At 67.6% G+C, this 25,754-nt stretch carries 32 protein-coding genes and 1 tRNA gene; 19 read left to right on the top strand and 14 right to left on the bottom strand.

Going from position 1 to position 25,754, the window contains the following annotated elements:
- Positions 1-9: 9 nt before the first annotated feature.
- From NV348_RS17475 to NV348_RS17460, 4 genes are all read right to left on the bottom strand, one after another.
- The gene (locus tag NV348_RS17475) at positions 10-258 is read right to left on the bottom strand and encodes a hypothetical protein (RefSeq protein ID WP_447147833.1); all 249 of its coding nucleotides are present in this window, start codon (positions 256-258) and stop codon (positions 10-12) included.
- A gap of 129 nt (positions 259-387) precedes the next feature.
- Positions 388-478: transfer RNA gene (locus NV348_RS17470), tRNA-Ser, on the bottom strand.
- A gap of 46 nt (positions 479-524) precedes the next feature.
- A complete protein-coding gene (locus NV348_RS17465; protein ID WP_447151073.1) occupies positions 525-959 on the bottom strand; it encodes a nucleoside deaminase in 435 nt (144 codons plus the stop codon).
- A gap of 17 nt (positions 960-976) precedes the next feature.
- Entirely contained in the window at positions 977-1,516 is a 540-nt protein-coding gene (locus tag NV348_RS17460) for a tRNA adenosine deaminase-associated protein (protein ID WP_447147832.1), read from the bottom strand.
- 58 nt (positions 1,517-1,574) lie between these two features.
- Between NV348_RS17460 and NV348_RS17455 the strand changes: the two genes are divergently transcribed.
- Entirely contained in the window at positions 1,575-2,522 is a 948-nt protein-coding gene (locus NV348_RS17455) for a prephenate dehydrogenase (RefSeq protein WP_447147831.1), read from the top strand.
- 33 nt (positions 2,523-2,555) lie between these two features.
- On the opposite strand, the gene NV348_RS17450 is transcribed toward NV348_RS17455, so the two are convergent.
- From NV348_RS17450 to NV348_RS17440, 3 genes are read right to left on the bottom strand one after another with little or no spacing between them, the layout of a single operon-like run.
- Positions 2,556-3,173 carry a putative glycolipid-binding domain-containing protein gene (locus NV348_RS17450; protein ID WP_447147830.1) on the bottom strand — a complete coding sequence of 206 codons (618 nt, stop codon included), beginning with the start codon at positions 3,171-3,173 and terminating at the stop codon, positions 2,556-2,558.
- Between the two features lie 49 nt (positions 3,174-3,222).
- Positions 3,223-5,076, bottom strand: coding sequence for an ABC transporter ATP-binding protein (locus NV348_RS17445; RefSeq protein WP_447147829.1), 1,854 nt, complete (start codon positions 5,074-5,076; stop codon positions 3,223-3,225).
- Positions 5,073-6,905, bottom strand: coding sequence for an ABC transporter ATP-binding protein (locus tag NV348_RS17440; RefSeq protein WP_447147828.1), 1,833 nt, complete (start codon positions 6,903-6,905; stop codon positions 5,073-5,075). The genes NV348_RS17445 and NV348_RS17440 overlap by 4 nt, the downstream gene beginning before the upstream one ends.
- A 232-nt stretch (positions 6,906-7,137) precedes the next feature.
- On the opposite strand from NV348_RS17440, the gene NV348_RS17435 reads away from it, so the two are divergent.
- Together NV348_RS17435 and NV348_RS17430 are read left to right on the top strand one after the other, a co-directional pair.
- Positions 7,138-8,271: a DNA cytosine methyltransferase gene (locus tag NV348_RS17435; protein WP_447151072.1), complete on the top strand. Its 1,134-nt coding sequence runs from the start codon at positions 7,138-7,140 to the stop codon at positions 8,269-8,271.
- Positions 8,268-8,747: a very short patch repair endonuclease gene (locus NV348_RS17430; protein ID WP_447147827.1), complete on the top strand. Its 480-nt coding sequence runs from the start codon at positions 8,268-8,270 to the stop codon at positions 8,745-8,747. The genes NV348_RS17435 and NV348_RS17430 overlap by 4 nt, the downstream gene beginning before the upstream one ends.
- 8 nt (positions 8,748-8,755) lie before the next feature.
- Here NV348_RS17430 and NV348_RS17425 read toward each other — a convergent pair whose 3' ends face one another.
- Complete coding sequence (locus NV348_RS17425; protein ID WP_447147826.1) at positions 8,756-8,884, bottom strand: hypothetical protein; 129 nt, start codon at positions 8,882-8,884, stop codon at positions 8,756-8,758.
- Between the two features lie 143 nt (positions 8,885-9,027).
- On the opposite strand from NV348_RS17425, the gene NV348_RS17420 reads away from it, so the two are divergent.
- Positions 9,028-9,717 (top strand): DUF998 domain-containing protein, encoded by a 690-nt coding sequence (locus tag NV348_RS17420; protein WP_447147825.1) that lies wholly within the window; start codon positions 9,028-9,030, stop codon positions 9,715-9,717.
- On the opposite strand, the gene NV348_RS17415 is transcribed toward NV348_RS17420, so the two are convergent.
- Positions 9,710-11,290 carry an esterase-like activity of phytase family protein gene (locus tag NV348_RS17415; RefSeq protein ID WP_447147824.1) on the bottom strand — a complete coding sequence of 527 codons (1,581 nt, stop codon included), beginning with the start codon at positions 11,288-11,290 and terminating at the stop codon, positions 9,710-9,712. The genes NV348_RS17420 and NV348_RS17415 overlap by 8 nt on opposite strands.
- 85 nt (positions 11,291-11,375) lie before the next feature.
- Here NV348_RS17415 and NV348_RS17410 point away from each other — a divergent pair, with 85 nt between their 5' ends.
- From NV348_RS17410 to NV348_RS17395, 4 genes are all read left to right on the top strand, one after another.
- A complete protein-coding gene (locus NV348_RS17410; RefSeq protein WP_447147823.1) occupies positions 11,376-11,771 on the top strand; it encodes a RidA family protein in 396 nt (131 codons plus the stop codon).
- 144 nt (positions 11,772-11,915) lie between these two features.
- The gene (locus NV348_RS17405) at positions 11,916-12,641 is read left to right on the top strand and encodes a maleylpyruvate isomerase family mycothiol-dependent enzyme (protein WP_447147822.1); all 726 of its coding nucleotides are present in this window, start codon (positions 11,916-11,918) and stop codon (positions 12,639-12,641) included.
- A gap of 291 nt (positions 12,642-12,932) precedes the next feature.
- Complete coding sequence (locus NV348_RS17400) at positions 12,933-13,406, top strand: hypothetical protein (RefSeq protein WP_447147821.1); 474 nt, start codon at positions 12,933-12,935, stop codon at positions 13,404-13,406.
- A gap of 48 nt (positions 13,407-13,454) precedes the next feature.
- Positions 13,455-14,108, top strand: coding sequence for a DUF4145 domain-containing protein (locus tag NV348_RS17395; protein ID WP_447147820.1), 654 nt, complete (start codon positions 13,455-13,457; stop codon positions 14,106-14,108).
- Positions 14,109-14,636: 528 nt separating this feature from the next.
- On the opposite strand, the gene ssb is transcribed toward NV348_RS17395, so the two are convergent.
- Positions 14,637-15,047 (bottom strand): single-stranded DNA-binding protein, encoded by a 411-nt coding sequence (gene ssb, locus NV348_RS17390; protein ID WP_447147819.1) that lies wholly within the window; start codon positions 15,045-15,047, stop codon positions 14,637-14,639.
- Between the two features lie 930 nt (positions 15,048-15,977).
- Positions 15,978-16,562, bottom strand: a complete 585-nt coding sequence (locus NV348_RS17385) for a winged helix-turn-helix domain-containing protein (RefSeq protein WP_447147818.1) — start codon at positions 16,560-16,562, stop codon at positions 15,978-15,980.
- Between the two features lie 82 nt (positions 16,563-16,644).
- On the opposite strand from NV348_RS17385, the gene NV348_RS17380 reads away from it, so the two are divergent.
- Positions 16,645-17,777 (top strand): IS3 family transposase gene (locus tag NV348_RS17380; protein ID WP_447145096.1). Its coding sequence is split into 2 segments (ribosomal slippage): positions 16,645-16,906 and positions 16,906-17,777, totalling 1,134 coding nucleotides; the frame shifts between segments, so codons are not numbered across the junction.
- A gap of 26 nt (positions 17,778-17,803) precedes the next feature.
- On the opposite strand, the gene NV348_RS17375 is transcribed toward NV348_RS17380, so the two are convergent.
- Genes NV348_RS17375 through NV348_RS17365 form a run of 3 tightly spaced genes read right to left on the bottom strand, consistent with a single transcriptional unit; the run spans position 17,804 to position 19,492 of the window.
- Positions 17,804-17,995 carry a GntR family transcriptional regulator gene (locus NV348_RS17375; RefSeq protein WP_447147817.1) on the bottom strand — a complete coding sequence of 64 codons (192 nt, stop codon included), beginning with the start codon at positions 17,993-17,995 and terminating at the stop codon, positions 17,804-17,806.
- Between the two features lie 44 nt (positions 17,996-18,039).
- Positions 18,040-18,708: a YdcF family protein gene (locus tag NV348_RS17370; RefSeq protein WP_447147816.1), complete on the bottom strand. Its 669-nt coding sequence runs from the start codon at positions 18,706-18,708 to the stop codon at positions 18,040-18,042.
- A 13-nt stretch (positions 18,709-18,721) separates the two neighbouring features.
- Positions 18,722-19,492, bottom strand: coding sequence for a GntR family transcriptional regulator (locus NV348_RS17365; RefSeq protein WP_447147815.1), 771 nt, complete (start codon positions 19,490-19,492; stop codon positions 18,722-18,724).
- 126 nt (positions 19,493-19,618) lie between these two features.
- On the opposite strand from NV348_RS17365, the gene NV348_RS17360 reads away from it, so the two are divergent.
- From NV348_RS17360 to NV348_RS17315, 10 genes are all read left to right on the top strand, one after another.
- Complete coding sequence (locus NV348_RS17360; protein WP_447147814.1) at positions 19,619-20,125, top strand: hypothetical protein; 507 nt, start codon at positions 19,619-19,621, stop codon at positions 20,123-20,125.
- Positions 20,122-20,403, top strand: a complete 282-nt coding sequence (locus NV348_RS17355; protein ID WP_447147813.1) for a hypothetical protein — start codon at positions 20,122-20,124, stop codon at positions 20,401-20,403. Before NV348_RS17360 ends, NV348_RS17355 begins: the two co-directional genes overlap by 4 nt.
- A gap of 56 nt (positions 20,404-20,459) precedes the next feature.
- Positions 20,460-21,005 carry a DUF2637 domain-containing protein gene (locus NV348_RS17350; protein ID WP_447147812.1) on the top strand — a complete coding sequence of 182 codons (546 nt, stop codon included), beginning with the start codon at positions 20,460-20,462 and terminating at the stop codon, positions 21,003-21,005.
- 19 nt (positions 21,006-21,024) lie between these two features.
- A complete protein-coding gene (locus tag NV348_RS17345) occupies positions 21,025-21,210 on the top strand; it encodes a hypothetical protein (RefSeq protein ID WP_447147811.1) in 186 nt (61 codons plus the stop codon).
- Positions 21,210-22,541 (top strand): type IV secretory system conjugative DNA transfer family protein, encoded by a 1,332-nt coding sequence (locus NV348_RS17340; RefSeq protein WP_447147810.1) that lies wholly within the window; start codon positions 21,210-21,212, stop codon positions 22,539-22,541. The genes NV348_RS17345 and NV348_RS17340 overlap by 1 nt, the downstream gene beginning before the upstream one ends.
- Complete coding sequence (locus NV348_RS17335; protein WP_447147809.1) at positions 22,538-22,846, top strand: hypothetical protein; 309 nt, start codon at positions 22,538-22,540, stop codon at positions 22,844-22,846. The genes NV348_RS17340 and NV348_RS17335 overlap by 4 nt, the downstream gene beginning before the upstream one ends.
- 2 nt (positions 22,847-22,848) lie before the next feature.
- Entirely contained in the window at positions 22,849-23,037 is a 189-nt protein-coding gene (locus NV348_RS17330; protein WP_378824190.1) for a hypothetical protein, read from the top strand.
- A 154-nt stretch (positions 23,038-23,191) separates the two neighbouring features.
- Positions 23,192-23,827, top strand: coding sequence for a hypothetical protein (locus NV348_RS17325; protein WP_447147808.1), 636 nt, complete (start codon positions 23,192-23,194; stop codon positions 23,825-23,827).
- A 42-nt stretch (positions 23,828-23,869) separates the two neighbouring features.
- Entirely contained in the window at positions 23,870-25,567 is a 1,698-nt protein-coding gene (locus NV348_RS17320; RefSeq protein WP_447147807.1) for a replication initiator, read from the top strand.
- A 12-nt stretch (positions 25,568-25,579) separates the two neighbouring features.
- Positions 25,580-25,753, top strand: coding sequence for a hypothetical protein (locus NV348_RS17315; protein ID WP_447147806.1), 174 nt, complete (start codon positions 25,580-25,582; stop codon positions 25,751-25,753).
- Position 25,754 lies beyond the last annotated feature (1 nt).

The following is a 25,754-nucleotide window of genomic DNA, read 5'->3' as shown; positions in this document are numbered from 1 at the left end:
CCGCCTATGTCACTGACTCGGTTGGGGTACCTCACACTCGCTGACCCGCGGGTTCAGGCCGACGTAGTTGGCCGGACCCGCGGCAGCGGTCACCGCGATCGTCGCCCAGTCGGAGCATTCCTTGGGCAGGTGGGCGAAGTAGTGTCGCTGGCCCGCGGCGAGCAGCCCGACGGCTACCCAGCCCAGCACGACCAGCACCATGAGCTTCCCCCCGAGCCCGATCCCGGACTTCGCGGGTGGCGGCTGTCGCCCGCGCATAAGACATCGTTCCTTCCCGGATTTCGGTACTACCAGTCTATTACGTGCGGCCCCGGTGGGCGGGGCGGTACCGCATGAACAGCCGACGAAAAAGAGCCCCTCACCTGGCATATCAGGTGAGGGGCTCTGTGGCGGTGGCGGAGGGATTTGAACCCTCGGACGGGGGTTACCCGTCACACGCTTTCGAGGCGTGCTCCTTAGGCCGCTCGGACACGCCACCGCCGACTACGATACCGGAGGGGGCGCCGGATCGTTAAATCGGCTGGTCAGCGCTGAGTTCGGAAGAAATCGTCCAGGAGGGCGACGCACTCCGGCTCGAGGATCCCGCCCCGCACCTCGGGACGATGGTTGAGCCTGCGGTCGCGCACCACGTCCCAGAGCGAGCCGACGGCGCCGGTCTTGGGTTCCCAGGCGCCGAACACGACCTTGCCGACCCGGGCCAGCACCAGCGCGCCCGCGCACATCGTGCACGGTTCCAGGGTGACGGCCAGCGTCGCGCCCTCGAGCCGCCAGCCGTCGCCGTGCACGGCGGCCGCCGCCCGCAACGCGAGGACCTCGGCGTGCGCGGTCGGGTCGCCGAGGGCTTCCCTGGCGTTGGTCGCGCGCGCGAGTTCGCGCCCGTCGGCGTCGAAGACGACGGCGCCGACCGGCACATCGCGCGGGTCGGCGCCGGCGGCGGCCGCGATCGCGGCGCGCACCATGTCTTCGTCGGTCACCGTCACCGAGGCAGTTTGTCCAGGACCGCCGCGAATTCGGACGCGAAACCGAGCCGCTGGGCGATCATGCCGAGCTGCTCGTCGGGGTAGAGGTCGGTCTCGGCGAGGATCACGCTGAGCACCGGTTCGGGCAGGCCGAGGTCGGCGAGCACACCCAGGTCGCCCTCTTCCCACGGCTCGACGTCGTCGAGGTCGTCGGGGTCGATGTCGGGGATTTCCACATTGAGTGCGTCGAGGACGTCGGCGGCGATGTCGTAGTCGATCGCCGCGGTCGCGTCCGAGACGAGCAGGCGGGTGCCGCTCGGCGCGGGGCGCAACACGACGAAGAACTCGTCATCGACGTCGAGCAGCCCGAATACCGCCCCCGAGCTGCGCAATGCCTTCAGCTCCGTCTCCGCGACCGACAGGTCGAGGAGCGCGTCGTGGCTGAGCGGACTGCACCGCCACGTGCCTTCTTCGCGGACCACCGCCACTGCGAACCCTTCGACGTCGAAGTCGTCGTCCGACGTCGCCCTGTTCGTGCCCGAGCGCTGTGCTGCCATGGACCAAACGGTAGTCTGTCCCGCCCGTAATGATGAACTCGTGTGCCAATCTGTTCCGATGACCCTCGACCAGCGAGCTGCTGTCTGCGTCCTCGGAACCGGTTTGATCGGCGGCTCACTGCTGCGCGCCGCGGTCGCGGCGGGGTACCCGGCGTTCGGCTACAACCGCTCGGACTCGGGTGCCGAGGCGGCGCGTCGCGACGGTTTCGACGTCTCGACCGACCTGTCGGCGGTGCTGCGCAAGGCGGCCGCCGGGAACGCGCTGCTGGTGATCGCGGTGCCGATGCCCGCGGTCGACCGCCTCCTCACCGCCATCGCGACCGAGTCGCCCCGCTGCCCGCTGACCGATGTGGTGAGTATCAAGGGCCCGGTCGTCGACGCGGTGCGCAAGCACGGGCTGGAGGCGAATTTCGTCGGCGGGCACCCGATGACCGGCACCTCCGAATCCGGCTGGGCGGCAACCGATCCTGAACTGTTCCGGGACGCGGTGTGGGCGGTCGGGGTGGACGAGGGCACGCTGGTCGAACCGTGGGTGCGGGTGGTCCGGCTGGCGCTGGACTGCGGGTCGGTGGTGGTTCCGGTGGTGGCCGACGAACACGATCAGGCCGTCGCGCGGATCTCGCACCTGCCACACGTGCTGGCCGAAGCGCTGGCCGCGGCGGGCGCCGACGGCGGCGCGCTCGCGCTCGGCCTGGCCGCGGGCTCGTTCCGCGACGGTACCCGCGTCGCCGGTACCGCACCCGATCTGGTGCGCGCCATCTGCGAACCGAACGCCGCCGCGCTCGGGCAGGTGCTCGACGAGACCATCGCCGCTCTGGTCACCGCCAGGGACGCACTGCGCGCGGACGGCACCCTCGGCGAGGTTGTCGAGGCGGGTTACCGCGGCCGCACCGCGTACGAGGAGCGCACGCGCTGGGAGATCACCGGGGTCGTCCCCGGTGCGGCCGACTGGCTCGACGAGCTACACCGGGCCGGACAGCGTGGCGGGGTGCTGCGCGCGTTGTGAACCCGGCCGCGCGCTCGCCCGGCCGATTCGGCGTCACGCGCGTTCGGCGAGCCCCGGATAGTCGAGGACGAACCCTTCCGGATCGACCGTCAGCGTCGCGCTGGAGACCGGGGACAGCACGTTGATGCCGTCGGCGGCGCTCGAGTAGGTGAGCTCGGCCTCCTGCACCAGCAGATCGGGCAGCCGCACGTAGACGACCGGGACCTGCACGTCGCCGACCGCGTTCTGCAAGCCGAACCGGCGAATCGGCAGCGTGTTGAAGAACGGGCTCAGCACCACGTCGACATCGAGCGCGCCGGCGAAGGTGGACCGCACGTGGCTGCCGCCCGCGTCGACGAGCCAGTAGTTCTCCTCGTCCCGGGAGATGGACGCGTGCCGCTCCCCGGCTGCGGTGGTGGTGCGCAGCGACAGCCGCCGGGTCGCGCCCGCCTCGTCGGTGACCAGGTCGTAGGACGCGCTGAACGCCGGGTGCTCGCCGCAGGCGCTGCCGATCATCCGGCCCGCTGCCCGGATCCGGTTGCCGTTGAGCGTCACGCGAACCGATTCCATCCGCGTGTTGTCGTGGGCCCGCCAGGTGAGCACCGCGGGCCACCGGGAGGCCGGTCTGTTCTCGGTGGGGCCTGCGGCCGGGCCCGGGGCTGGGATCGTCACCTCTCTACGGTAAGCGACACCAGCCCCGCTGCTGTACAACACGGTGGCATCAGACCAGCGAATCCCGCCACGCGGCGTGCAAGCCGGCGAAGCGGCCCTGCCCGGCGATGAGCTCGGCGGGTGAGCCGTCCTCGACGATCCGGCCCGCGTCGAGCACCAGCACCCGGTCGGCAATGGCCACCGTGGACAGCCGGTGCGCGATGATCACCGCGGTGCGCTCGCGCAACAGCGTCTCCAGCGCGTGCTGGACCAGCCGCTCGCCGGGGATGTCCAGGCTCGAGGTCGCCTCGTCCAGCACGATCACCGCAGGGTCGGCCAGGAACACCCGGGCGAACGCAACCAGCTGACGCTGACCGGCCGAGAGCCTGCCGCCCCTGGTGCGCACATCGGTCGCGTACCCCTCGGGCAGCGACCGGACGAACGCGTCCAGACCGACCGCCCGCGCCGCCGCCGTGACCTCGGCATCGGTCGCGTCCGGCCTGCCCAGGCGAATGTTGTCGGCGATGGTTCCGGAGAACAGGTACGCCTCCTGGGTGACCATGACGACGTGCCTGCGCAGCTCGGCGTCGGCCAGCCTGCGCAGGTCGACACCGTCCAGCCTGACCGTGCCGCCGCTCGGGTCGTAGAACCGGGTGAGCAGCTTGGCCAGCGTCGACTTGCCCGCGCCGGTGGCACCGACCAGCGCCACCACCTGCCCGGCCGGGATGGCCAGGTCGAACTCCGGCAGCACCGGCGACTCGGCCGTGTAGCCGAACCAGACCTTCGCCATCCGCACCGCACCGGTCGCCTGGTCCAGCGCGATCGGATCGTCGGGTTCGGCGACCGCCGGCTCTTCCTCGAGCACGCCCGAGATCTTCTCCAGCGCCGCCGCGGCGGACTGGTAGGAGTTGAACACCTGGGCGAGTTCGTCGAGCGGCCCGTAGAACTGGTCGAGGTAGAGCAGGTACGCGGCGAGCACGCCGATCGCGAGATTGCCCTCCATCACCTGCCAGGCGCCGACCAGCAGCACGATCACCGTGGTGACCTTGCCGATGAAGTTCGACAGGCCGACGTAGTCGCCCATCCCGCGGATCGCGGTGGTGGTCGCCCGCTGGTACTCGTCGTCCTCGCCGCCGAGGACCTCCTGATTGCGATCCTCCCGGCGGAACGCCTGCACCGCGCGCATGCCGCTCATCGACTCGACGAACTGCACGACGACGCGGGCGATCGCGCCGCGGGTGCGCCGGTAGCCCGCGCGCTGGCGCCGCTGCGCCCACCTGGTCACCAGGACCAGCGGCACGAAACCGAGCAGCACGATCGAGGCCAGCATCGGATCCAGCCAGACCAGCAGCACCGCGATGGTGACCACCGAAAGGACCGCGCCGAACGCCTGGTTGAGCGCGCCTTCCAGCAGTTCCTGCAGGGTCTCGATATCGCTGGTGAGCCGGGTGACGACCTTGCCCGAGGTGTACTTCTCGTGGAACGACACGCTCAGCCGCTGGGTGTGCCGGAACGCGCGCACCCGCAGGTCGAACAGCACCCGCTGGCTCAGCGAACCGGAGGCCCGTAGGAAGAAGTACGTGGTCAGGCCTGCCAGCACGGTGACCGCGGCGAACCCGGCCACCGTGGCGAGCATCGGCGTCCAATTGCCCTGCCTGCCTTGGCCGATGCCGTGATCGAGGCCGTAGGCGATGAACAGCGGCATCGACACCTTGGCCGCGTTGTCGAGCAGGATCAGCACGAAGGTGAGCACCGCCTGCTTGCGGTAGGGCCGCACCAGATCCAGCAGCAGGCGCCGGGATCGCCCGGCCAGCACCAGGTTTCCGGTGCCGGTGACGGCGTCGTCCTCCTTGGCGATGCCGCGCCAGTCCGCCGCCAGGTCGGTCTGCTCGGGCGGGGTCTGGATATCGGTGTCGGTGGTCATGATTCACCTCCCATCAGTTCGCGGTAGCGGCTGTTGGTGCGCAGCAGCTTCTCGTGGCTGTCCTCGGCGACGATCCGGCCGTCGGCCAGCAGGGCGACGCGATCGGCCAGTGCCGCCGTCGACGGCCGGTGCGCGACCAGCAGCGTGGTGGCGCCGGCGAGCACCGTGCGCAGCCGGTCCTGCACGCGCTCTTCGGTTTCCACGTCCAGCGCCGAGAGCGGATCGTCGAGCACCATGATCCGGCCGTGCTCGGCCGCGGACTCCCCGATGAGCACGGCCCTGGCCAGGGCGAGCCGCTGACGCTGGCCACCGGACAGGCTCATGCCCTGCTCACCGATCCTGGTGTCAAGGCCCCAGGGCAGCGCGTCGACGAACTCGCTCGCCTGCGCGATATCGAGAGCCTGACGCACATCGGCGTCGGTGGCGCGCGGGTCGCCCAGTGCCACGTTCTCGCGCACGCTGGCCGAGAACAACACCGGCTCCTCGAAGGCCACCGTCACCACCCGGCGCAGGTCGGCCAGGCGCAGGGTCGAGATGTCGACGCCGTCGATGGTGATGCTGCCGTCGTCGACGTCGTAGAGCCGGGGAATCAGTTCCAGCAGCGCGGTCTTGCCGCTGCCCGTCGCACCGACGAGCGCGACCGTCTCTCCCGGCCGGACCCGCAGCGAGATGTCTTCCAGCACCGCCTTGTCCGAGCGGTCCTCCCCGGTCGGGTAGGCGAAGCGCACCTGGTCGATGACCAGCTCGCCGCGCAGCCCGGTGGGCAGGCTCGCCGGCTGCGGCGGATCGGTGATGTCGAGCGGGGTGTCGATGATCTCCCAGAACCGGTCGGCGGCGGTGCGCGCCTCGAACAGCTCCGAGAGCAGGAAGCCCAGCCAGATGATCGGCCACTGCAGGAAGGTCGCCAGCGTGACGCTCGCGACCAGCGTGCCGATCGTCATCGTGCCGTGCACCACCGAGTACCCACCGACGCCGAGCGAGATCGCGATCGCGACCGTCGGCAAGGTCACCAGCGCGGCCCACAGGGTCGCGTCCAGGCGCACCTTCTCCAGCTCGGTCTTCTGCAGTTCGCGCGAGAGCGCGGTGAAGCGCGCACCGAAGAACCGGCCACGGCCGAGGGCCTTGAGCACGCGCACGCCCTGCGCGGATTCCTGGGCGATGGTCGCCAGGTCACCGGACTGGTCCTGCGAGCGCCGCGAGGCCACCTCGAACCGGCGCACGAAACGCACGCAGAACAGCGTCAGCGGCAGCGAGATCGCCGTGAAGATCAGTCCCACTTGCCAGTTCATCGCGAACAGCGCGATCAGACCGATGGGCAGCACGATGCTGTTGACGATGAGGAACGGTCCGGCGAACGCGACGAATCGCCGCAGCACCGACAGATCGTCGATGGCGCGGGAGAGCAGCTGACCCGATTGCCAGCCGTCGTGCCGTCCGATCGCAAGCGCCTGGAGCTGGGCGAAAAGCTTTGCCCGCATCCGGATCTCGAACAGGGTCGACGGCTTGGACACCAGCCAGCGCCGCCCCCACATGCCGAAGGATTCGAGCCCGCCGAGAACGAAGATCAGCGCGACCGGCAGCAGCAGCCCGGCGAAGTCCTGCCGCGCGATCGGCCCGTCGATGACCCGGGCGATCACCAGCGGGATCACGATGGCGGTGCTGGCGGTGACGATCGCGAGCACATTGGCCGCGATCAGCGGCACCCGGTAGGGCCGCAGGTACGGCAGAAATCGGCGCAGCGACCGCAATCTACCGCTCGGCCGCGGCGACGGCCGCCCCGATCTGTCGGCCTCCGATTCGGTGGCCGCCAGCTCCAAAGTGACAGACAAGACTCTCCCCCTTGGTGTCCGGTTGGATGGTTGGTTCCGGAACGGACGCCTGGTGATGTTCGCACCGGGGTCCGACAAGTCGGCCTATCAAGAGTGGCACCGGACCACCGTCGCGAGCTACTGATTTTCCGCCGGAGCTCGGGTTTCGGCGGCCCGATACAATGCGCCGCAGGCGCGAGTGACGGGTCGTTGGACGGCGAGCCCGCCAGACACAGGAGGGTCGTTGACGCGGATGGTCGGGCTGTTCGCCGGGATCGGCGGGCTCGAACTCGGCCTCGGCAGCAACGGCTGGTCGACCGAGTTGCTCTGTGAGATCGACCCCGGCGCGCAGGGCGTGCTCGCGGCCCGCTTCCCCGACACACCCCTGCACGGCGACATCACCCGGCTGCGCTCGCTGCCCGCCGGAACCGAACTGGTCGCCGCGGGCTTCCCCTGCCAGGACCTGTCGCAGGCCGGGCGCACCGCGGGCATCACCGGCCGCCGGTCCGGACTGGTCGACGAGGTGTTCCGGCTGGTCCGGCGGCAGCGCGGACCGCGCTGGCTGCTGATCGAGAACGTCCCGTTCATGCTGCAACTGGGCCGGGGCGCGGCGATGCGGCACATCACCGCCGCGCTCGAGGAACTCGGCTACACGTGGGCCTATCGCGTCGTCGACGGCCGCGCGTTCGGATTGCCGCAGCGGCGCCAGCGGGTACTGATGCTGGCCTCGCGCACCGAGGATCCCCGCGAGGTGCTGTTCGGCGACGACGCGGGCCCGCGCGAATACGGCGACCCCGAGCGCGATCCGTGCGGCTTCTACTGGACCGAGGGCGTACGCGGCCTCGGCTGGGCGGTGAACGCCGTGCCGACGCTCAAAGGTGGTTCGGGTCTCGGCATCGCCAGCCCACCCGCGGTCCGGCTGCCCGCCGGCGAGATCGTCACGCCGGGCATCGTCGACGGTGAGCGATTACAGGGGTTCGACGCCGACTGGACCGCGCCCGCGCTCGACGTGCCGGGTGTGCGGCAGGGACATCGCTGGAAGCTGGTGGGCAACGCGGTCAGTGTGCGAATGGCCAATTGGGTCGGTGAGCGGCTGGCCGCACCCTCGGAGCCGCTGACCGTGGGGGAACCGCTACGCGCCGGCTCGCCGTGGCCGACCGCGGCGTGGGGCCGGGCCGGCGTCGTGCACCGGGTTCCGCTCTCGACCTGGCCGGTGCACGAACCGTACGAGGATCTGAAGAACTTCCTCGCCGAGCCCCGGCTCTTGTCGCCGCGCGCCACGGCCGGATTCCTGCGCCGCACCGAGATGGGCAATCTGCGCTTCCCGCCGGGCTTCCTCGACGATGTGCGCGATCATCTCGACCGGATGGGCGGCTGGGCGGCATGACCGGGCGGCGCGCGCGAGCCGGAGACGATCCCGCTGCGACGCCGCCTGCCAGGAAACCGGTCACCGACGCGGCGACCAGTGCGCGGATGTCTCGCCAGCGGCGCGCGAACACCGCTCCGGAACTGGCCTTACGCCGCGAACTGCATCGCGCGGGACTGCGGTATTTCGTCGACCGCCCGCCCATCAAGGGCCAGCGACGGCGCGCCGATGTGGTGTTCCCGCGTCTGCGAGTCGCCGTCTACGTGGACGGCTGCTTCTGGCATCGGTGCCCGGTGCACGCGACCGATCCGAAGAACAATGCCCAGTGGTGGGCCGACAAATTGGCGGGCAATGTGGCCCGGGACCGGGCTACCGACGCCGCGCTGCAGGCAGCGGGCTGGCAGGTCGTGCGGGTGTGGGAACACGAGGATCCGCAGGTCGCGGCCCAGCAGATCTATGCCCTCGTACGCGAGCGGTCACCCCACTCGCCGCGGTAGCCGACCGGTCAGCGGCGGCGCGGGTCGCTGTTCACCCGCACCCGGACCAGCGATCGTGGCGCGTTGGCCGCGGCGAAACCGGAGACAGCCATCCCCAGGAACATGGCAAAACCTGCCAGCGCTAGCACGTAGCTCATCGAAGACCTCCTGGTTGGTTACGACACCCACCCTGCCCGGTGAACCTGACAACAACCTGTGCGCGCTGTGATGAAACCACGTGCGCGGCGTGCGACGCGCCCGATCGGGTGGATGGACCGGGCGGTCTGCCAGGGGCCGCACAATGATCGATGTGCCCGAATCCACCCGGATATCCCGCGGCTACCCACTGCTGATCGCCCTCGCGATCGCGGTCGCCGGTCTCTGCTATTCGTCCTGGGTGCTGGAGTTCGTCCTGCCGATCGACGCCGATCCGGTCAATTCCTTCCTCAGCGAACTCGACGCGGAGGGCAAGCCCTACCGAGACGTGTTCGCCACCGCCGACAAGCTGGTCGGCCTGCTGCTGATCCCGGCCGCGATCGGTGGCCTGCTGGTCTTTCGCCGGCGCAGGCTGACCACCGTCGGCTGGGTGGCCCTGCTGTGTTTCGGCGCCTCGACGATCGCCGACGCCATGCTCCCGCTGCGCGACTGCGACCCGTCGGTCAGCGCGTGCGGCGGCGACAGCGAGCTGTTCCCACAGCTGCATCAGCCGCACGCGCTGACCAGTTCCCTGGCGGTCACCTCGATCGCGGTGGCGGCGTTCGCGTTCAGCGCCGCCGCCTACCGCTATCACCGCTGGTCGATCCTGCGCGAGTTCGGCGTGGTCGTGCTCGTCGTCGGGTCGGTGGCGACCGTCTGGATGTTGATCGCCGACAACCTGTCCGGCTCGCATGCCCTCGGTATCGCCCAGCGCATCCAGGTCGGGTCGATGTCGCTGTGGCTGCTCGCGCTGGCCGCCGCGGTGCTCGTCGAGGCCCGCGAATGGGCTAGTTGACGGAGATCCGCACCGTGTAGCCGTCCACCTTCGCCGGCAGCTCGGTGGTGTCGACCGCGAGCACCTCGCCGGTGTCCTGGAGACCGTTGGGCAGCGTCTTGGGCTTCAGCCCGAATGGAGGCTGGTCGCCCTGGCTCGCGGCCAGGCCGAAGTCGCTGTCGTTGGCGATGTAGATCGTTTTGCCGCCGTCGGTGGTGGCGATGCCCTCGATCTTGTCGTGGCCGAAGAACCGGCCCTTCTCATCGAGCCCGGCGACCAGGGCAGACAGGTCCAGGTTGCTATTCTTGGCGACCGCGGTGATGCCCGCCTTGCTCAGCGCGGCGACCGCGTCGGTGGTCGGGACGCCGCCGATGAGCGTCTCCAGCGGCTTGCCGTCGACCAGCAGGCCGCCTTTCTCCGCGTCATAGGTCGCGCCGGGAACGGTCGACTGCGGGCCGACATCGGTGGCACCGGCGATGTCGATGGTCCAGATCTTCTTGTCCGACTTGGGCGCCAGGTTGCCGTCGCGCTCGCCGACCAGGAAGGTGGTCGGGCTCAGCGCGGTGATCTCCGAGACGGCGACCTTGGTCTGCTTCGGATTCTCCAGTGGGTACAGGAATTCCTTCTGCGCCTTGGTCTTCAGATCGACGGTGACGATCCGCGCGAACGGCACCTCCTTGGCCGAACCGCTCAGGCCGGGGGTGTTGAGCGCGCTCTGCACGACGCCGACGAGCGTGCTGCCGTCGGGCGTGACGGTCAGGCCCTCCATGCCCTGATTGGGCGTGCGCAGCGCGATCTCCTTCGGCAGCCCGCTGCCGGGCGCGAGCCGCTCGAGCTCGGTGCCCTTGGCATCGAAATGCACCAGGAACGGGCCGTATTCGTCGGATACCCAGAAGGTGCCGTCGGCGAGCGCGACCAGGCCCTCTGGGTCGAGGCCGTGATCGGTGGGCGGCAGGACGTTGCCCTGCAGGTCCTTGATGGTCTCGCCGGTGCTGGCCGAGGTGTCGACCTGACCGTTGAACGGCGCGCCCGACTTGCTGCGCAGCTCGATGCTCGACTGGAGCACCGCCCTGTTGTCGACGAGCTCGAACCGGCCGATCTTCGGCACGAATGCCGGGGTGGGCGCGAGCTTTTCGTTCTTCGCCGGCCCGTCCACGTTCGGACCGCGATCGGTCAGGCCGTAGAACTCGTCGGTGCTACCCGGCACCGGGGTCCACGCCGAACCGAATCCGCTGCCCTGCACCGTGGTGCCACCGTATTCGCCGAGCACCGGAATATCGGTGGTGTACAGCCGAACCGCGTCGGTGGTGGTGACCTTGAACTGGTCGAGTCCCCGGTAGCCCGCGATCGGGGTGTAGACGTAGGAGCCGTCGGTACGCCGGGTCAGGTTGCCGTGCTCGGGTTCCATGTCGACGCCGAGGACCGCGCTCTTACCCGACTTGGCGACCAGGTCGTCGAGCGAGATGACCAGCGTCTGGTCCTTGCCCACGGTGAAGTCGGCGTCGGAGCCGGGCGTGGAGCAGCCGGCGACGGCGGCGGCCGCGCACAGGGCGGCGGTGAGCGGGAAGAGACGGAAACCTGGACGTGCGTTCATCTGCCATGCGTACCGCGTCGAGCCGACCAGCAGCCGACCGGCAAATGAATTGTCATCCACCATGCGGTGGATCATTCTGGCTGCCATGACCACAACTCGGGTGAACATCTCTTCCGCCTCCGATTTCGAAGATGTCGTCGGTTACTCGCGGGCCGTGCGCGTCGGTGACCATGTCGTGGTGAGCGGAACGACCGCCGCCGTCCCCGGTGGTGGCGCCGTCGGCGGCGACGACATCGGCGCGCAGACCACCGAGGTCCTCGCCCGCATCGCCACCGCGCTGGAACAGGCGGGCGCGAGCCTGCGGGATGTGGTGCGCACCCGCATCTTCGTCACCGATATCTCCCGCTGGCCCGAAGTCGCCGCCGCGCATTCGGCCGTCTTCGACACCATCCGCCCCGCCGCCTCGATGTACGAGGTGACCGGTCTGATCGCCCCCGAGCTCCTGATCGAGATCGAGGCCGACGCGATCGTCGCCGGCTGAATCGTCACACGCGGCGGTTCGCCGCCATCGCCGTCGAGCGCGAAAACTCCCCAGTTGTCCACAGGTTCACGGTTATCCACAGGGGTTCGCCGACACCGCGCTGAACGGCGGTGCGCGCGGACCCGGGCAACTACGCTCGGACTCGTGACCAGCGAAACGGCTAAACCCACCGACCTGCTCACCCAGGTCGCCGCCTCCACCGCCCGCTTCGACGCGGCGATCGGCGCGCTCACCGATGCGCGGTTGAGCGAACCGTCCCGGCTCCCGGGCTGGACGCGCGGGCACGTCGTCGCGCACATGGCGCGCAATGCCGACAGCCTGCTGAACCTGCTGCTGTGGGCGCGCACCGGCATCGAGATCCCCCAGTACGCCAGTGGCGCGCTCCGCGACGCCGACATCGAGGCGGGCGCACCGCGGCACCTCGACGTCCAGCACGCCGACTTCACCGCCTCGGCGCATCGCTGGCAGGCCGTGGCCACCACGATGCCCGCCGCGGACTGGCAGGCCGTCGTCCGCAACCGGCAGGGCGGTTCGCTCACCGCCGACCAGATTCCGTGGATGCGCCTGCGCGAGACCGAGATCCACCACGTCGATCTCGGCGTCGACTACACCCCCGCCGACTGGCCCGCCGCCTTCGTTGCCCGGCTGCTCCCCGAAGCCATCGCCGACGTGTCCGCCAAACTCGTCCCGGACGCGACCCCTACCTTCGACATCCAGGCCACCGACACCGACTTCATCGCCACCGTCGGCCCCGGCCGCCCCCACCACACGGTCCTCGGCCCCTCCTCGGCCCTGCTCGCCTGGCTCCTCGGCCGCTCCCCCGGCAACGACCTCACCGGCCCGCTGCCCCCACTACCCGCCTGGAAGTAGCGACTGGGAGGAATGCGAAAAGGCTCCCAGCGAATGCTGAGAGCCTTTTCTCTGTGCGCCCGAAGGGATTCGAACCCCTAACCTCTTGATACTTTCCAGCGTACCCTGCAGTCCGCTCGTGTACGCCACATCCGTTACTACACAATGCATTTCACGCTTCACGATTCCAGGCCGTATGCGGTTATCCAACACCGTCTGCGGGTGTTTGTATGAGCAAAGTAACCGCTCCGTCAAGATCCCCACTGCTCCGACCCATACGCGCGTGCGGTGCACCCGCTAACGTTGGGTGCCATGGCAGATGCCCCTTGGCGAACCTACGAAGAGGTAGCACAAGACGTGGTCGACCGAATCGGCAACATGCTTGGGCTGGAACGGGTCGAAGGCAAGCAAAAGTTGGTCGGGAAGCTCACGACGTGGGAGGTCGAGGGGAAGGGCGTCAAGCTCGGCGGTGAGGGTTTCGTCGTGATGGAGTGCCGGCGCTATCCAGGCCGAAAGCTGACCCAGGAGGCTATAGGCGCATTCGCCTTCCGTTTGCAGGATCTTGGCGCTGCTGGGGGCCTCATCGTCAGTCCCCTAGATCTACAGGAAGGCGCTCGGAGGATCGCAGCAGGGACGGGCATAGTCCACGTTCGCCTCGACGCGGATAGCACGAAGTCGGATTTCGTTGTGCGCTTCCTGAATCAAGTAGTCCACGGCGCATCGGCTCAGACGACAATCGGCTGGGACATGACGGCTGAGGTAGAAGTCACTCGGCCAGAGCGGTGAGGCTGACAAGCACGGAAGCTTGTCGGATCCGTGAGCTACCGTTCGCGGATGGCAAACCGACACTGCTGGCACTGCGGCGCGTACGCGCAGATGGTTCGCATTGACGACAGCAACTGGGTGACTAGAAGCGGCAGCTTCATACTCAACTTCTCAGCATTCCGATGTGCCTCGTGCCTGCGAGGCAGTATCGGCTGCATCACCAATGACGTGGCCGTCCCACCCAGGTACTTCGACACCGAAGAGGGTGGCAACCGGATCGACTGGGTCCCGGTACATGCCGTCAGCACTGACTTCCCGGACGTTCCTGCACACATTGGCGATGCCGCGAAGGAAGCCACAGGATGTATGAGCGTAGGACACTATCGAGCGGCGGTGCTACTCGCTCGATCGGTGGTCGAGGCAACGGCAAAAGACCTTGGGATAACCACTGGACGTCTCGCGACGAAGATTGATGCCATGCACTCGGCGGGGCGAATCCGCGAACACACCAAAGATGCTGCACATGAGATTCGCTTTCTCGGCAACGAGATGGCGCATGGAGACTTCGCGACCGAGGTGGACTCAGAAGAAGCGGAGGACGTATTGAACCTCATGTCGGAGCTCCTCGACGAGGTATACCAAGGTCCAGCCAGGTTGGATAAGAAGCGGCAAGCACGATTGGCGCGATCGCAACCGAAAAGCCCTGAGCCACAGAATTCCTGACCTCAGCCCCAAATTCGCAGGTAGGCCCTGGCTGGGGTCGGCCTGCGCACGGCGGGGCTGGCTTCCGGCCTGCCCCTTAGGGCCTGCCCTTCGTGCGCAGAGGCTCACGGGTCAAGGGTGGCGATAGCCATCAGCGCAGCTGACGCCAGAGGCGCCCTTGACGCGTGAGGGGCGCACGAACACAATGCAGGCCGACACCGGACAGGGCCGTTCGCACGTCAATCGGAGTCGTTCCCTCACGCGACCGGACCACAGCAAGTCCCTCGGCCGGTACCGGAGACCGCGGCACCCGAGTGGCGGTAGAGACAGTCCGGTAGGGCACTCGACGCGCCCAGCACTGCTCGGCAATGCCAGAAGCGACCGGCGAACCTTCATGAGGTTCGAGGGCACGCCGGCGGTTTGAGCTTCGGTTCGGCGGCAAGGGTCGGTCCGCTATCTATCTAAGTAATAGACGAATTCGGCAGTTGTTCGTGATGGTTGTGGTCGGTGACCGGACCCGGGTGGAGCGGGCCCGGTCACCGCGGCCGATCAGAACGGGGGCTCGTCGGCCTGGCCGCTGCTGGTGCTGTTGCGGCCGTAGCGGGTGATCTTCGCCTTCTGGGCCTTCAGGTCGACGGCGACCGTGTCGGCGGTGAGTTCGAGTGCGGCGCGGGGCTTGGCGTCCTTTCCGATGTAGGCGTCGGTGGTGATGCGGTGGCCGGTGACGGTGACTCGGCAGCCCTTGACCAGGCTGTCTCCGGCGAGTTCGGCCAGGTCGCCCCAGCAGGCGATGCGGATTGCGGTCTTGGCTGCGTCGACCCATTCGTTGCGTTCGCGGTCGTAGCGGCGGTCGTTGGAGATCACGGTGAAGTTGGTGACGAGCTTGCCGGTGCCCGTGGTGCGGACCTCGGGGTCGGCGGTGAGGTGGCCGGTGATGGTGACGGTGACGTTGTTGGCCATGACTGTTGCCTCCTGGCTGGGGTCCCGGTAGCCGGTTCCCGGTGGTGGGTGGGACGGAGGACAGCAGGGCGGGACCTTGCCGGGCGGGTCAGGACTCGCCACGGGGCCGACGCACAGGAATGTTAGGGGCGTAGCTCATTGATGTGGGGCGGTTTCGGGGTGACTCTGCTTGGTCTTGGCCTGGTCGGTGAGGTGCTGCCAGGGTGGCATTCGGCCCGCGCGCCATCGGGAGACGGATGCGGGGTCCAGCCGGGAGGTGACAGGCGTGGTCGACGGCGGCAGTGGTGCCAGCGCTGGTGACCTCGCTGTCGGCGTCGGGGTGCGTGCCACGGGCGCCGGTGAGGTTGTCGGCGGGTTCACCGTGGTCTGCGGCGGGCGGTGGTGCGGGTGTGAACGTGGCGGATGGATCGGCGTGGCCGAGACCGTGAGCCGGGTCGACTGCTGGGGTGAGGTGGCCGGGCTCGTCGGTGACGGGATGGACGAGGGCTGTCGAGTTGCCGTTGCCGGTCATCGGGTCAGCGGCGGTGCCTGGAGCGGTAAGGGCGCCGAGTCTCGTGGTGTGCTTGAGCTCGCCGTCGGCACGGTCGTCGTCGGCGTGCAGGCTCGGGAGGCGGAGGTCAGCCGGTGCGGTCGCGGCAGTGTCAGCAGTGGTCAGGTCGGCGAGTGGCCGGTCTGGTCGGTCGTGGTGAGCGGGTCCGCTCCGGCCGGGTCCGGTTGTCGAACGCTGCCGTCACGGGCGGCTGACGGGTTCGGCTATTACTTGGATCAACCTCGGCGTGCTGGGTGCGCCGCGACCCGCCGCCGCTCCCGCCCGCCGGAGCGCCAGCGGAGGTGGGCGGCTGTGCGTCCGCCGCGGGGCGCGGCGCGCGCAGCGCGCCGCCTTGATCCCGTATAGCCAAATTCAGCAACCACCTGCGAAGGTGACGGGGCCTAAACCTTCGAGTGTCGGATCTGGCTGATTCGCCCCTTGGTCAGGCCGAGCTGCTGGGCGATCTCAGTCACCGTCAGACCGGATGCGTACGAGTCTTCGATGGCGGTCTGACGGATGTTGGATAGCTCAGCAAGCCGGATCTGGTAGACGGTGCTCAGTTCAGTTGCGAGCTGGGCTCGCCGAATCGGGTCGGCAACGGCTCGAATTCGATCAATCTCGCTGCCTGGCAGCTCGGGGGTCGGGACGTCGGGCAGTTGTTCGACTACAAAGCTCCCGCGGCGTGGGACGGTCCTGACTAATCCCCTCGATTTCAGCAGCCGAATTGCCTCGCGGATGACGATGTTGGAGACCCCGAACCGTTCGGCCATTTCTCCTTGGCTGGGCAGGGGTGTACCCGGATGGAGTGATCCGTCTTGGATTTGCCGCGTGTAGTCGTCGGCGATGCGCTCATAGGCTGGCCTGACCGCGTGCTCGGGTCTGCTTCCGGCGGTCGCGGTTTGGAGGTTGCGCGCACTTGGTGCCGCTACCACCCGATGCGATCGGTCGCGGGCGTGAACGTAGCCGTCTTCGATCAAGATCTGCATCTGACTGGATCCCTTTGAGCAGGTCCAGTGGTTGTGAGAGTTCTGATGCACCAGAATGGGTGCAGGAGGACGAGAACACACCATGGCACGACGACACACCCCCGAGCAGGTCATCCGGAAGCTCCGCGAAGGCGAGAAGCTGATCGGGCAGGGCTTCTCGATCGAAGAGGTCTGTAAACACCTCGAGATCTCCGACGCCTCCTGGCACCGCTGGCAAGCCCAATACGGCGGCATGAAGTCCGACGACGCGAAACGGCTCAAAGAGCTCGAACGCGAGAACGCGCGGCTGAAGAAGATGGTCGCCGAGCAAGCCCTCGATATCGACATGCTCAAGGAAGTGAACCGGGGAAACTTCTGAGCCCGGACCGACGCCGCAGAGCCGTCGTGTTTCTGCAACAACGGTTTCGGGTGTCACAGCGACGCGCGTGCGCGGTCGTGGGGCAACCCCGATCAGTGCAACGCCGACCACCCACGATCACTGAGCTCGACCGGGCTTTACGGGCGCGGTTACGCGAGATCTCGGCCAAGCACCCGCGGTGGGGATGGCGCAAAGCCCACGCACTTTGCCGCGGCGAGGGCATGGTCACCAACCACAAACGGACCCAACGGCTTTGGCGCGAGGAAGGTCTGAAACGACCATTCCGGGTCCGGAAGAAACGGCGGATCGGGGCAGGCCGCAATCAACGGTTGCGGGCAACCGCACCTGATCAGATGTGGGCGTTGGATTTCCAGGTTGATGTCACCGTCGACGGGCGCCAGGTCCGGTTCCTCAACATCGTCGATGAGTTCACGCGGGAAGCGTTGGCTACCAGAGCATTTCGGTCGTGCACGTCGGATCAGTTGGTCGGGGTGCTCGATGAGATCATCGCGGACACAGGCCGGCGGCCAGTCCATATCCGGATGGACAACGGCACGGAGATGACCGCGCACGCGATGCGGGATTGGTGCCGGTTCACCGGTGTCGACGCGTCGTTCATCGATCCGGGATCGCCGTGGCAGAACGGGATCTGCGAGTCGTTCAACGGGCGTTTCCGCGACGAGTTCTTGTCGTGCGAGGTGTTTCATTCGTTGACCGAGGTCCGTGTTCTTGCCGAGGACTGGCGGATCGAGTACAACAGTTACCGACCCCACGGGTCGTTGGGCTTTCTCAGCCCGGAAGCGTTCCGTGAGCAGTGGTCACCGACCGAGTTTCAGCAGCAGCTACAACTCGCATAGCCGGTGGACCCACCGACGGGGCCCAGTCACATCGCCTCAGACACCGTCCGCTGGCTCGCTTGCCAATGCGCTGCAAGTTCACGGTTGGTCGGCAGCAACTGACCTTCCCTGAGACTTCCGCTGTCGATATCGGCCTTGATTGCCGAAGCGATGCGGACGTGGGCCTGGACGCGCGAGGGCTCGGGGCTGAACGATGCGGCTTCCTCCGGTTGCGGCATGAGCCGAGTGTGACACGTGCGGCACCGGTTCGAAGCTTTAGCGATCAAGCTGGGAGGAGTCGAGATGTGTACCCGGCGTTGACAAGCCGGGTAAAGGCGTCTTTGACACTCACTGGAACGTCCTGTTCGATTGCCCAGCCGCGCGCGGGGTACACCCAAATGCGCTGGGTGTCTCCTACCAGCATGTTGATGACTCGATCAGGATCGCCGATCATCGCGATGTAATCGTCGAGCGAGAGTGGGAGCGATGAGCACATGACCTCGACTTCCGGCCAATGCTTGCGAGCTATCGCGTAGCTGCGTCGCTGCTGGTACGGCCTCGATACGAGGGTGACGGATTGAATCGAGGCGGCAACGCCGTGCTCCTCGAGCACTGCACGCGCAAAATCGATGTTCTCGCTTGTGTTCTTCGCCCTTGGTTCGAGCAGGATCGCCTCAGGCGGCACTCCGAGATGTATGGCGTGTTCCCGGTAGTGCACGGCTTCCCCGCGCGGAAACCGTGCAACGGTCGTGGGGGCATTCGCGCCAGTGAAGACGATCAGCGGAAACCTGCCGGCATGGTAGAGCTCGGCGGTGTGCGTCGCGACGCCCAAGTCATGACTACCTAGGCCGATACCGACATCAGTCGTTCGAAGGTGATGGTCGAGTTGGTTGTACTGCCACAGTGTTTCGACGTCGGGTCGAAGCGAGGCCGGATAGGTGGTTGTCGACATCGGCAGCACCCTTTCAGTCAGGCAGCTTGAAGTCGTAAGTCCATGAGAAGCGGGACGCTGCGTGAACGCCGCGCGCGAACTCGACCAGAACATCCTCGACGGTATAGGTCTGTCGAACAAGGATCATCACGGGCTCGCCGGGAGGAAGCTCCAGCAGTTCGGCTTCATCGGGCGTGGGCATACGAGCCGAGATTGTCTCGGTCATGTGGTCGGGTTCGTAGCCCTGGAGAGTGAGAACCGCGAACCCACCACCCCGTCCGGCCGGACCGGCAGTTGGATCGACGAGCGGTGTTCCCTCGACATGTTCTGGAAGATAGTAGCTGGTGAGCGTATGTGTCGGACGCCCAGTATCCCGTACAACGCGAGCGCGCTCATAGACAGTGGCACCCGCCGGAATTCCGTAGGCTTCGGCGACCTCGGCATCCGCCTCGATCAACCGGACCGTGTTCGTCTGGTCCGTCAGCTGCCACGGCCGACCGGATGCCTCGCGATCTGCAACGAAGGCAACCGTATCGCCGAACTTCCACTTCTTCTTGGCATACCGCTCGGTGCCCAGTCGCCGCATCGGCGGGCGTTCGCGAACGACAGTGCCGCGGCGTCGAATCGGCGTCACGAGGCCTTCGCTCTCCAGTAGCGCGATCGCCTGGCGAACCGTCTTCACGTTCACGCTGTACTGCTCGGCCAGTTCACCCTGTTTCGGCAGGTTGGATCCCGGCTGGTACTCGCCTGCCTTGATCGCATCGCGCAGCGTAGCCGCGAGCTCTCGATACCCGGTCGTGCCCATAGGTCTGCCTTCCTGTCGACCTCGTCAATTAAGAGTAGCCATAAGTGTGCAGGGAGGGTCCGACACGTCATAGAGGTGGTTCTATTGACAGTGGAGCGTTTCTGCTGTCCAATAAAGGTGGTTCTATTGCTCGATACCACCACCTTCACGGGGCGCGCTGGCCGCCCCTCTCACGCACAGGAGTTGATTCCAATGGCACTCAAGGACATGTGGATTCCCACCGACTTCCGTTCCGTCTTCCCGATGGGCGTGTTCCTGATCGGCAATATCGAGGCTCAGACCGAGTTCAGCTCGGACCGCAACGCTCCGAAGCGGCACGCCCTCGACTTCGACCGGGAGGGCAACGGCACCGGAAAGCGCCTGTGGAAGGCCACGATCATGGACCCCTCGGGCGGGAACGCGAAGAACTCCAGCTTCGACGTCACGTTCGTCGCTGATCAGCAGCCGATCGCGGCTGGCGTGGAGGTTTCGCCGGGGCTGCGCTCGATCGAGCTGGAGGGCTTGCTGATCAAGCCGCGTGTCGTCGGCAACGGCGAGTTCAAGTCGATCAGCTTCTACATCCGCGCGACCGGGATCAAGGGCGACACCTCCGGCGCGAAGGTCAACCAGCCTGCCGCGCAGAAGGCCGCGTGATCGACATGTCGCATGCGAGCACGTCAAGCGGCACCCTGACCGCGTTGGAGGTGGAGTACCACCCGGCCAAGGTCACCGATCGCGGGTACACCCGCCCCGCATCGGTCTGGATCACCATGGAGAACGAGCAGAACTCCGCGCATACAACGGTCTTCTTGGACATCGAGCACGTTCGCCAGCTTGCCGAGCAGCTGCCCGACATCCTGATGTCTCACGACGCCGCCGAACGCGCGGCCCGTGAGCAGGCTACGGCGGTAGCCGAGTCCCGGGCGGCGTGACCGTGGATACGGCGGATCAGCAGCCTAAGGGCATCCGGTGGGCACGCTGGTCCGCTGTGGTCATCGTCATCGCGATCGGCGCCGCAGCGTTCGTGTTGTCGTTCGCGGCGCTGCGTGACCTCGCGGTCATGGCGAACACCCCCGCACCACTGGCGTGGCTGTTCCCGGTGATCGTGGACGGCACCATCATTCAAGCCACCATCGCGGTGCTCGCCCTGGCCGACAGTCCCGAGCGAACGTTCTTCACCCGGGTCCTGGTCGCCGGCGCGACGGTATCGATCGGCGGCAACATCGCCCACGCGGTCGTGTCCGGCCACGGCGTGCTGGCCGCGGTCCTGGCAGTGATCGCCCCCGCCGCGCTACTGGTCGACACGCACGGCCTGGCCGTACTGCTGCGGGCACGGAACACCCCGCCGCAAACCGAAATGCCCGCCACCGCGGTGGTGGCTGAACCCGACTCCGCCGCCGATCCCGGACCCGATGTGGTGCCCGCGGTCGCGGCTCCCGCTCCGGCTCTCGCGCCGGTGCACACCATCCACCCTCCGCGTTCGGCTGCGCCGTTGCTGCCTGTCGCGGTCCCGATCCCTACAGGGGGTAACTGACATGGCTGATCACTCGTTCATGACGGTCACAACCGTCTCCGACGACAGCACCTTCGACGTCCGCTACAGCGAGCCGACCGGAATGCTGATCGTGCAGCTCGGCGACAGCAGGCTGTTCATGCCGCCGGTCGACGCTGCGACGTTGGTCGACCAGATCACCGAGGCACTGAACGCCTACACCGCGACCCTGCGGGCGGTGGCGTGATGGTTACGACCATTGTCGCGCTGTCGACCATCCTCGCTACCGGGGTACTGCTGTGGTGGCGCCACCTCGACGGCGTGATCCGCCCGATCGTGGACGCCGACCCGTTCGCCGGCATCCCGGTCGAGCTCCGGACCGCGGCCAACGTCCTCACCGACGTCCGGCACCTGGCGCTGATGTGGTCGGCGGTCGGGCTGGGCTCGGCGGGCAACTGGCCGACCATCGTCGGCGGTGTCGACCTCGTTCCCTCCGGTGCGGTGTTCGAGGTGCAGATCCTCGGTGGGCAGAAGCTGACCGACTGGACCAACGAGGAAACCCGCGATGTTCTCGCGCAGTACCTCGGCGTGGCGAAAGTGCTTGTGCAGCAGCGTGAGCCGGGGTTCGTGCATATCGAGCTGCGGACGTTCGACACGCTGTCGGCTGCGGTCGATCCGGTGACGCCGCTGGATGTGTCCTCGACCGGTGTCGACCTCGAAGCCGTGGTCGCCGGTATCCGTGAGGACGGGCAGCTGTGGCTGCTGCGGGTCCTCTATGCCCACATCCTGCTGGCCGGGGCGACCGGTTCGGGCAAGGGCTCGGTGCTGTGGTCGATCATCCGCGGCATCGGCCCGGCGATCAAAGCCGGTTTCGTGGACGTGTGGATGGCAGACCCGAAGGGCGGCATGGAATTCGGGCGCGGCGGCAAGCTGTGGGTGCGGTTCGAATGGACCGCTGACGGCATCCTCGCCATGCTCACCGAAGCAGTCGAGTTGATGCAGAACCGGGCCTCGGACCTGCGCGGCGCCGGTGTCCGCAAGCACGTGCCGACCCCGGACGCGCCGCTGATCCTGATCGTGATCGACGAGGCTGCCGCCCTGTCGGCGTACGCCAACCGTGAGCAGCGCCAGGAGTTCGAACGTCTGCTCGGGCTGCTGCTCTCGCAGGGCCGCGCGGTCGGGGTGTCGGTGATCGCTGCGTTGCAGGACCCGAGCAAGGAGACGATGCCGTTCCGGCAGCTGTTCCCAGTTCGCATCGGGCTGCGACTGGACGAGCCGACACAGACCTCGATGATCCACGGCCAGGGATCCAAGGACCGCGGCGCCCTGTGCCACGAAATCCCCGACACCACCCCGGGCGTGGGCTACGTCGGCGAGGACGGCACCACCGAGTTCGTTCGGGTCCGCGCATTCTGGATCTCCGACGAGCAGGCCGACGCCATCGTCGATGCCTTCGCCCCGACCCCGGCCGCGGTCACCGACCTGCTGGATCGCGGCGCCGACGAGTTCGACCCGGCCACGTTCGACCCGGACTACATCCCCGGCGAGGACGACGAGCAGCAGGGGCGTGCGGCATGAAACGCGGATTCCACACCGAAAGCCACGTCGTCACCTACTGCCACGTCTGCGGCGACATCTACACCGACGCCGATGGCGAGTCGATCTGCTTCGACACCACCGCCCAGGCCGTGGAGTTCCTGGCCGTGGACACCGCGACCGGATGGGCCTTCGACGGCGACGTCGTGCGCTGCGAAACCTGCCTGATCGGCGAACAGTGCCGCCGCGACGGCCACGACTTCGTCCTCACCCGCTACCAGCCGCCGCTGCTGGACACCGTCGAGTGCTCGCGCTGCGGGCTCCTCGCACCCGAACAGGAGATCTGACCATGGCCCGCAACAACATTCACGCCGAGACCGGTCTGGCCGATGTGATCGACTTCGCCGCGCGGGCGCGCTGCCGCTCCGAAGCCCGCGGCCTCGACCCGGTCGCCGTGGCGGTGAACATGCTCGCCGAAACCGGGATGGCTCCGGCCTGGAACGACTACAGCGGCGACGACTGGGGTGACGCGGCATGACCACGAAATCCGTTGCCCACAAACAGACTCCGGCTGTCACTGCTGCGGCCGCGAAGATCCGGAAACGGACGGACACCGCACCGCCGGAGCTGGTTCCGACGCCCGACCAACTTCCCCTGTTTCCCGTCGAAGACCTCACCAGGAAGGCGAACCGATGAGCAAGACCAACACCAGGACCGATCCGGCCGGCGAAATGCTCGACGCGGCGCTCACCGGGATCGGCCGGGCAGTGCTCGCGGTTTTCGAGCTGGCCTGGTGGGCGATCTTGTTCCCGATGGTCACCATCCCGGTCGGCGCGACGGTCGCGGCGTGGCTGCTCCTGGGCTGGCCTTTCGGGATCGGGGTCGCCGGTGTGATGGTCGCGGCGCTGCTGGCGTGGCAGCACTGGCACCGGGAGACCTTCGAGGACTGGTTCACCCGCCGTGCCCGTGCCCGGTTCCTGGCCGTGTTCCGGTACCGGCGCCGGTGGGCATCGCTGATGACCGCGTGCGGTCTTTCGATTGTCGACGGTGACCGGGTGCTGGTGCCGCGGCTGACCGAGGTGCTCATCGGTGACAACTCCGACATCGTGCGGGCTCGGATGCTGCCCGGGCACTGCCCCGAGTCGTGGACGGGCCGCGCCGAACACCTCGCGCACGCCTTCGGCGCGCAGAACGCCCGCATCAAGATCGCCGGTCCCGCCCAGATCGAAATCCTGTTCCGCCGCTCCGACGCGCTCGCCGACACCGTCGTCGTCCCGATCGAATCGCTCGCCGGATTCAAGCCCTTGCCCGGCCACAAGGCCGCATGACCACCACTTCGCTATCCCGATCCCTGCTGAGGAGGCCGCACCATGGAAACCACCACCACCACCACTGACTCCGCTCCCGCGGCCTCCATCGGCAAGATGACCGCGGCCCAACGCCGCGCACTGCCCGACCTGCGCGACGTCGCGACCAGTGCCGCGGAGAAGGAAGGCGTGTGCGCGCGGGTCATCCCCATGCGCGCCGTCGACGACCGCACCGGCACGATCAGCTACGTCGGTGCGCCGTGCAAGTCCCGCGACTCCTCGGTCTGCCCGGCGTGCGCGAAGGAATTCAAGCGGTTGCGGATGGACCAGTGCCGCGAAGGATGGTGCTTGCCGGCCGAACCCGTGGACGATGTTGTGGAACCGACCGATGCGCAGCGGGAGCTGTTGACCGCCCGCGCCGAGCTGTTCGGCCAGTACCAGGACGCGCGCCGCGACGGTGATCACGACCTCGCCGAATCCATCGCCGCGTTGGTGGCCGACCTCGACGCCGAGCTGCGCGACCTCGGCGTGCGTGGCCGGTTCCCCGCCCTCGATGACAAGCCTCGCCGCAAGGCCAAATCGACTCGCCGCCGCCAGGACGTGCCCGACCTGCCACGCCGCAAGGTCGAAAAGCGCACTGTCGGCGCGGTCTACAACGGCTACCAGCCCTCGACGTTCCTCACCCTGACCTGCGACTCCTACGGCCGCATCAACGAGGTGTTCGACCCCAAGCAGAAGAAGATGGTCTCTGACGGGTCGCCGGTCAACCCCGAGAGCTACGACTACGCCCGATCCGCGCGCGACATCGTGCACTTCGCGGCCCTGTTCGATCGGTGGGTGCAGAACCTGCGCCGCGCGGTGGGCTGGGATGTGCAGTACTTCGCCACCGTCGAACCGCAGAAGCGCGGTGCCCCGCACCTGCACATCGCGATCCGGGGATCGGTGTCGAACAAGCTGCTCGCCGCGGTGACCGCTGCGACCTACCGCCAGATCTGGTGGCCGCACTTCGACCGCGAGGTATACCGCGACGGGCACATGCCGATCTGGGACTACACCGCCGACACGTTCTGCGACCCCGATACCGGGGCGCCGCTGACCTCGTGGGAAGACGCGCTCGCGGTGATGGATGAGGTCGATGACCTCGAACCCGCGCACGTGGTCCGGTTCGGCAAGCAGGCCAAGCCGATCCAGATCCTCGCGGGCACCGACAAGTTCGAGCGCAGCGTCCGCTACCTGACCAAATACATCACCAAGAGTGTGGGCGACCTGCTCGAACCGGGCTCGCGCCGCGTCGCCGAGCACTACGACCGCTTGCACGCGGAGTTGTGCGTGACGCCGTGCTCGCCGCGGTGCGGGGTCTGGCTGCGCTACGGCATCGTTCCCCAGGGCGCCACCGACAAGACCGTTCCCGGCCGTTGCGGCGGCAAGGCGCATCGCCGCGACACCCTCGGCCTGCCCGGGCGCCGGGTCCTGGTGTCGAAGAAGTGGACCGGCAAGACACTGCCCGACCACAAGGCAGAACGCCAGGAATTCGTTCGGCAACAGCTCGCCGCGGTCGGCATCGTCAAACCCGAAACCTCGCACCTGCGCGTGTATCCGGTCCCACCCGGCGATAAAGACGCCCCAGCACGCGAACACCTCGTGATCGCGCTGGCTGCGGCCCGCTCGAAATGGCGTGCGGAGTACAACTCGGCCTGCCTGGCGCTGGCCGATAGTCCGCCAGCGCCCACGACATTCGTTCAGCAATCCGAAGCAGCATAGGGAGGAACCGTCATGTCCAAGCTTCTCAACGAGGCCGAAGTCCGCAAGCTGATCCCGATCGGGCACAGCAAGTACTACGAACTGATCGGCTCCGGCGCGCTGCGCTCGGTCAAGATCGGAAGCCGTCGGTTTGTCACCGAGCAGGCAGTCACCGACTACATCTCGTCGCTCGATCAGGCTGCGTGAT

It is taken from the genome of Nocardia fodinahabitans, from assembly GCF_052983615.1.
Note: the sequence above shows the minus strand (reverse complement) of the source record. Positions and strands in the feature narration are given on the sequence as shown.

Coding starts and splice junctions, on each gene's coding strand:
- NV348_RS17475 (WP_447147833.1), bottom strand. CDS start 258: ATGCGCGGGCGACAGCCGCCACCCGCGAAGTCCGGGATCGGGCTCGGG.
- NV348_RS17465 (WP_447151073.1), bottom strand. CDS start 959: ATGGTGCGCGCCGCGATCGCGGCCGCCGCCGGCGCCGACCCGCGCGAT.
- NV348_RS17460 (WP_447147832.1), bottom strand. CDS start 1,516: ATGGCAGCACAGCGCTCGGGCACGAACAGGGCGACGTCGGACGACGAC.
- NV348_RS17455 (WP_447147831.1), top strand. CDS start 1,575: ATGACCCTCGACCAGCGAGCTGCTGTCTGCGTCCTCGGAACCGGTTTG.
- NV348_RS17445 (WP_447147829.1), bottom strand. CDS start 5,076: ATGACCACCGACACCGATATCCAGACCCCGCCCGAGCAGACCGACCTG.
- NV348_RS17435 (WP_447151072.1), top strand. CDS start 7,138: ATGGTCGGGCTGTTCGCCGGGATCGGCGGGCTCGAACTCGGCCTCGGC.
- NV348_RS17430 (WP_447147827.1), top strand. CDS start 8,268: ATGACCGGGCGGCGCGCGCGAGCCGGAGACGATCCCGCTGCGACGCCG.
- NV348_RS17425 (WP_447147826.1), bottom strand. CDS start 8,884: ATGAGCTACGTGCTAGCGCTGGCAGGTTTTGCCATGTTCCTGGGGATG.
- NV348_RS17420 (WP_447147825.1), top strand. CDS start 9,028: ATGATCGATGTGCCCGAATCCACCCGGATATCCCGCGGCTACCCACTG.
- NV348_RS17415 (WP_447147824.1), bottom strand. CDS start 11,290: ATGAACGCACGTCCAGGTTTCCGTCTCTTCCCGCTCACCGCCGCCCTG.
- NV348_RS17410 (WP_447147823.1), top strand. CDS start 11,376: ATGACCACAACTCGGGTGAACATCTCTTCCGCCTCCGATTTCGAAGAT.
- NV348_RS17400 (WP_447147821.1), top strand. CDS start 12,933: ATGGCAGATGCCCCTTGGCGAACCTACGAAGAGGTAGCACAAGACGTG.
- NV348_RS17395 (WP_447147820.1), top strand. CDS start 13,455: ATGGCAAACCGACACTGCTGGCACTGCGGCGCGTACGCGCAGATGGTT.
- ssb (WP_447147819.1), bottom strand. CDS start 15,047: ATGGCCAACAACGTCACCGTCACCATCACCGGCCACCTCACCGCCGAC.
- NV348_RS17385 (WP_447147818.1), bottom strand. CDS start 16,562: ATGCAGATCTTGATCGAAGACGGCTACGTTCACGCCCGCGACCGATCG.
- NV348_RS17375 (WP_447147817.1), bottom strand. CDS start 17,995: ATGCCGCAACCGGAGGAAGCCGCATCGTTCAGCCCCGAGCCCTCGCGC.
- NV348_RS17370 (WP_447147816.1), bottom strand. CDS start 18,708: ATGTCGACAACCACCTATCCGGCCTCGCTTCGACCCGACGTCGAAACA.
- NV348_RS17365 (WP_447147815.1), bottom strand. CDS start 19,492: ATGGGCACGACCGGGTATCGAGAGCTCGCGGCTACGCTGCGCGATGCG.
- NV348_RS17345 (WP_447147811.1), top strand. CDS start 21,025: ATGACGGTCACAACCGTCTCCGACGACAGCACCTTCGACGTCCGCTAC.
- NV348_RS17340 (WP_447147810.1), top strand. CDS start 21,210: ATGGTTACGACCATTGTCGCGCTGTCGACCATCCTCGCTACCGGGGTA.
- NV348_RS17335 (WP_447147809.1), top strand. CDS start 22,538: ATGAAACGCGGATTCCACACCGAAAGCCACGTCGTCACCTACTGCCAC.
- NV348_RS17330 (WP_378824190.1), top strand. CDS start 22,849: ATGGCCCGCAACAACATTCACGCCGAGACCGGTCTGGCCGATGTGATC.
- NV348_RS17325 (WP_447147808.1), top strand. CDS start 23,192: ATGAGCAAGACCAACACCAGGACCGATCCGGCCGGCGAAATGCTCGAC.
- NV348_RS17320 (WP_447147807.1), top strand. CDS start 23,870: ATGGAAACCACCACCACCACCACTGACTCCGCTCCCGCGGCCTCCATC.
- NV348_RS17315 (WP_447147806.1), top strand. CDS start 25,580: ATGTCCAAGCTTCTCAACGAGGCCGAAGTCCGCAAGCTGATCCCGATC.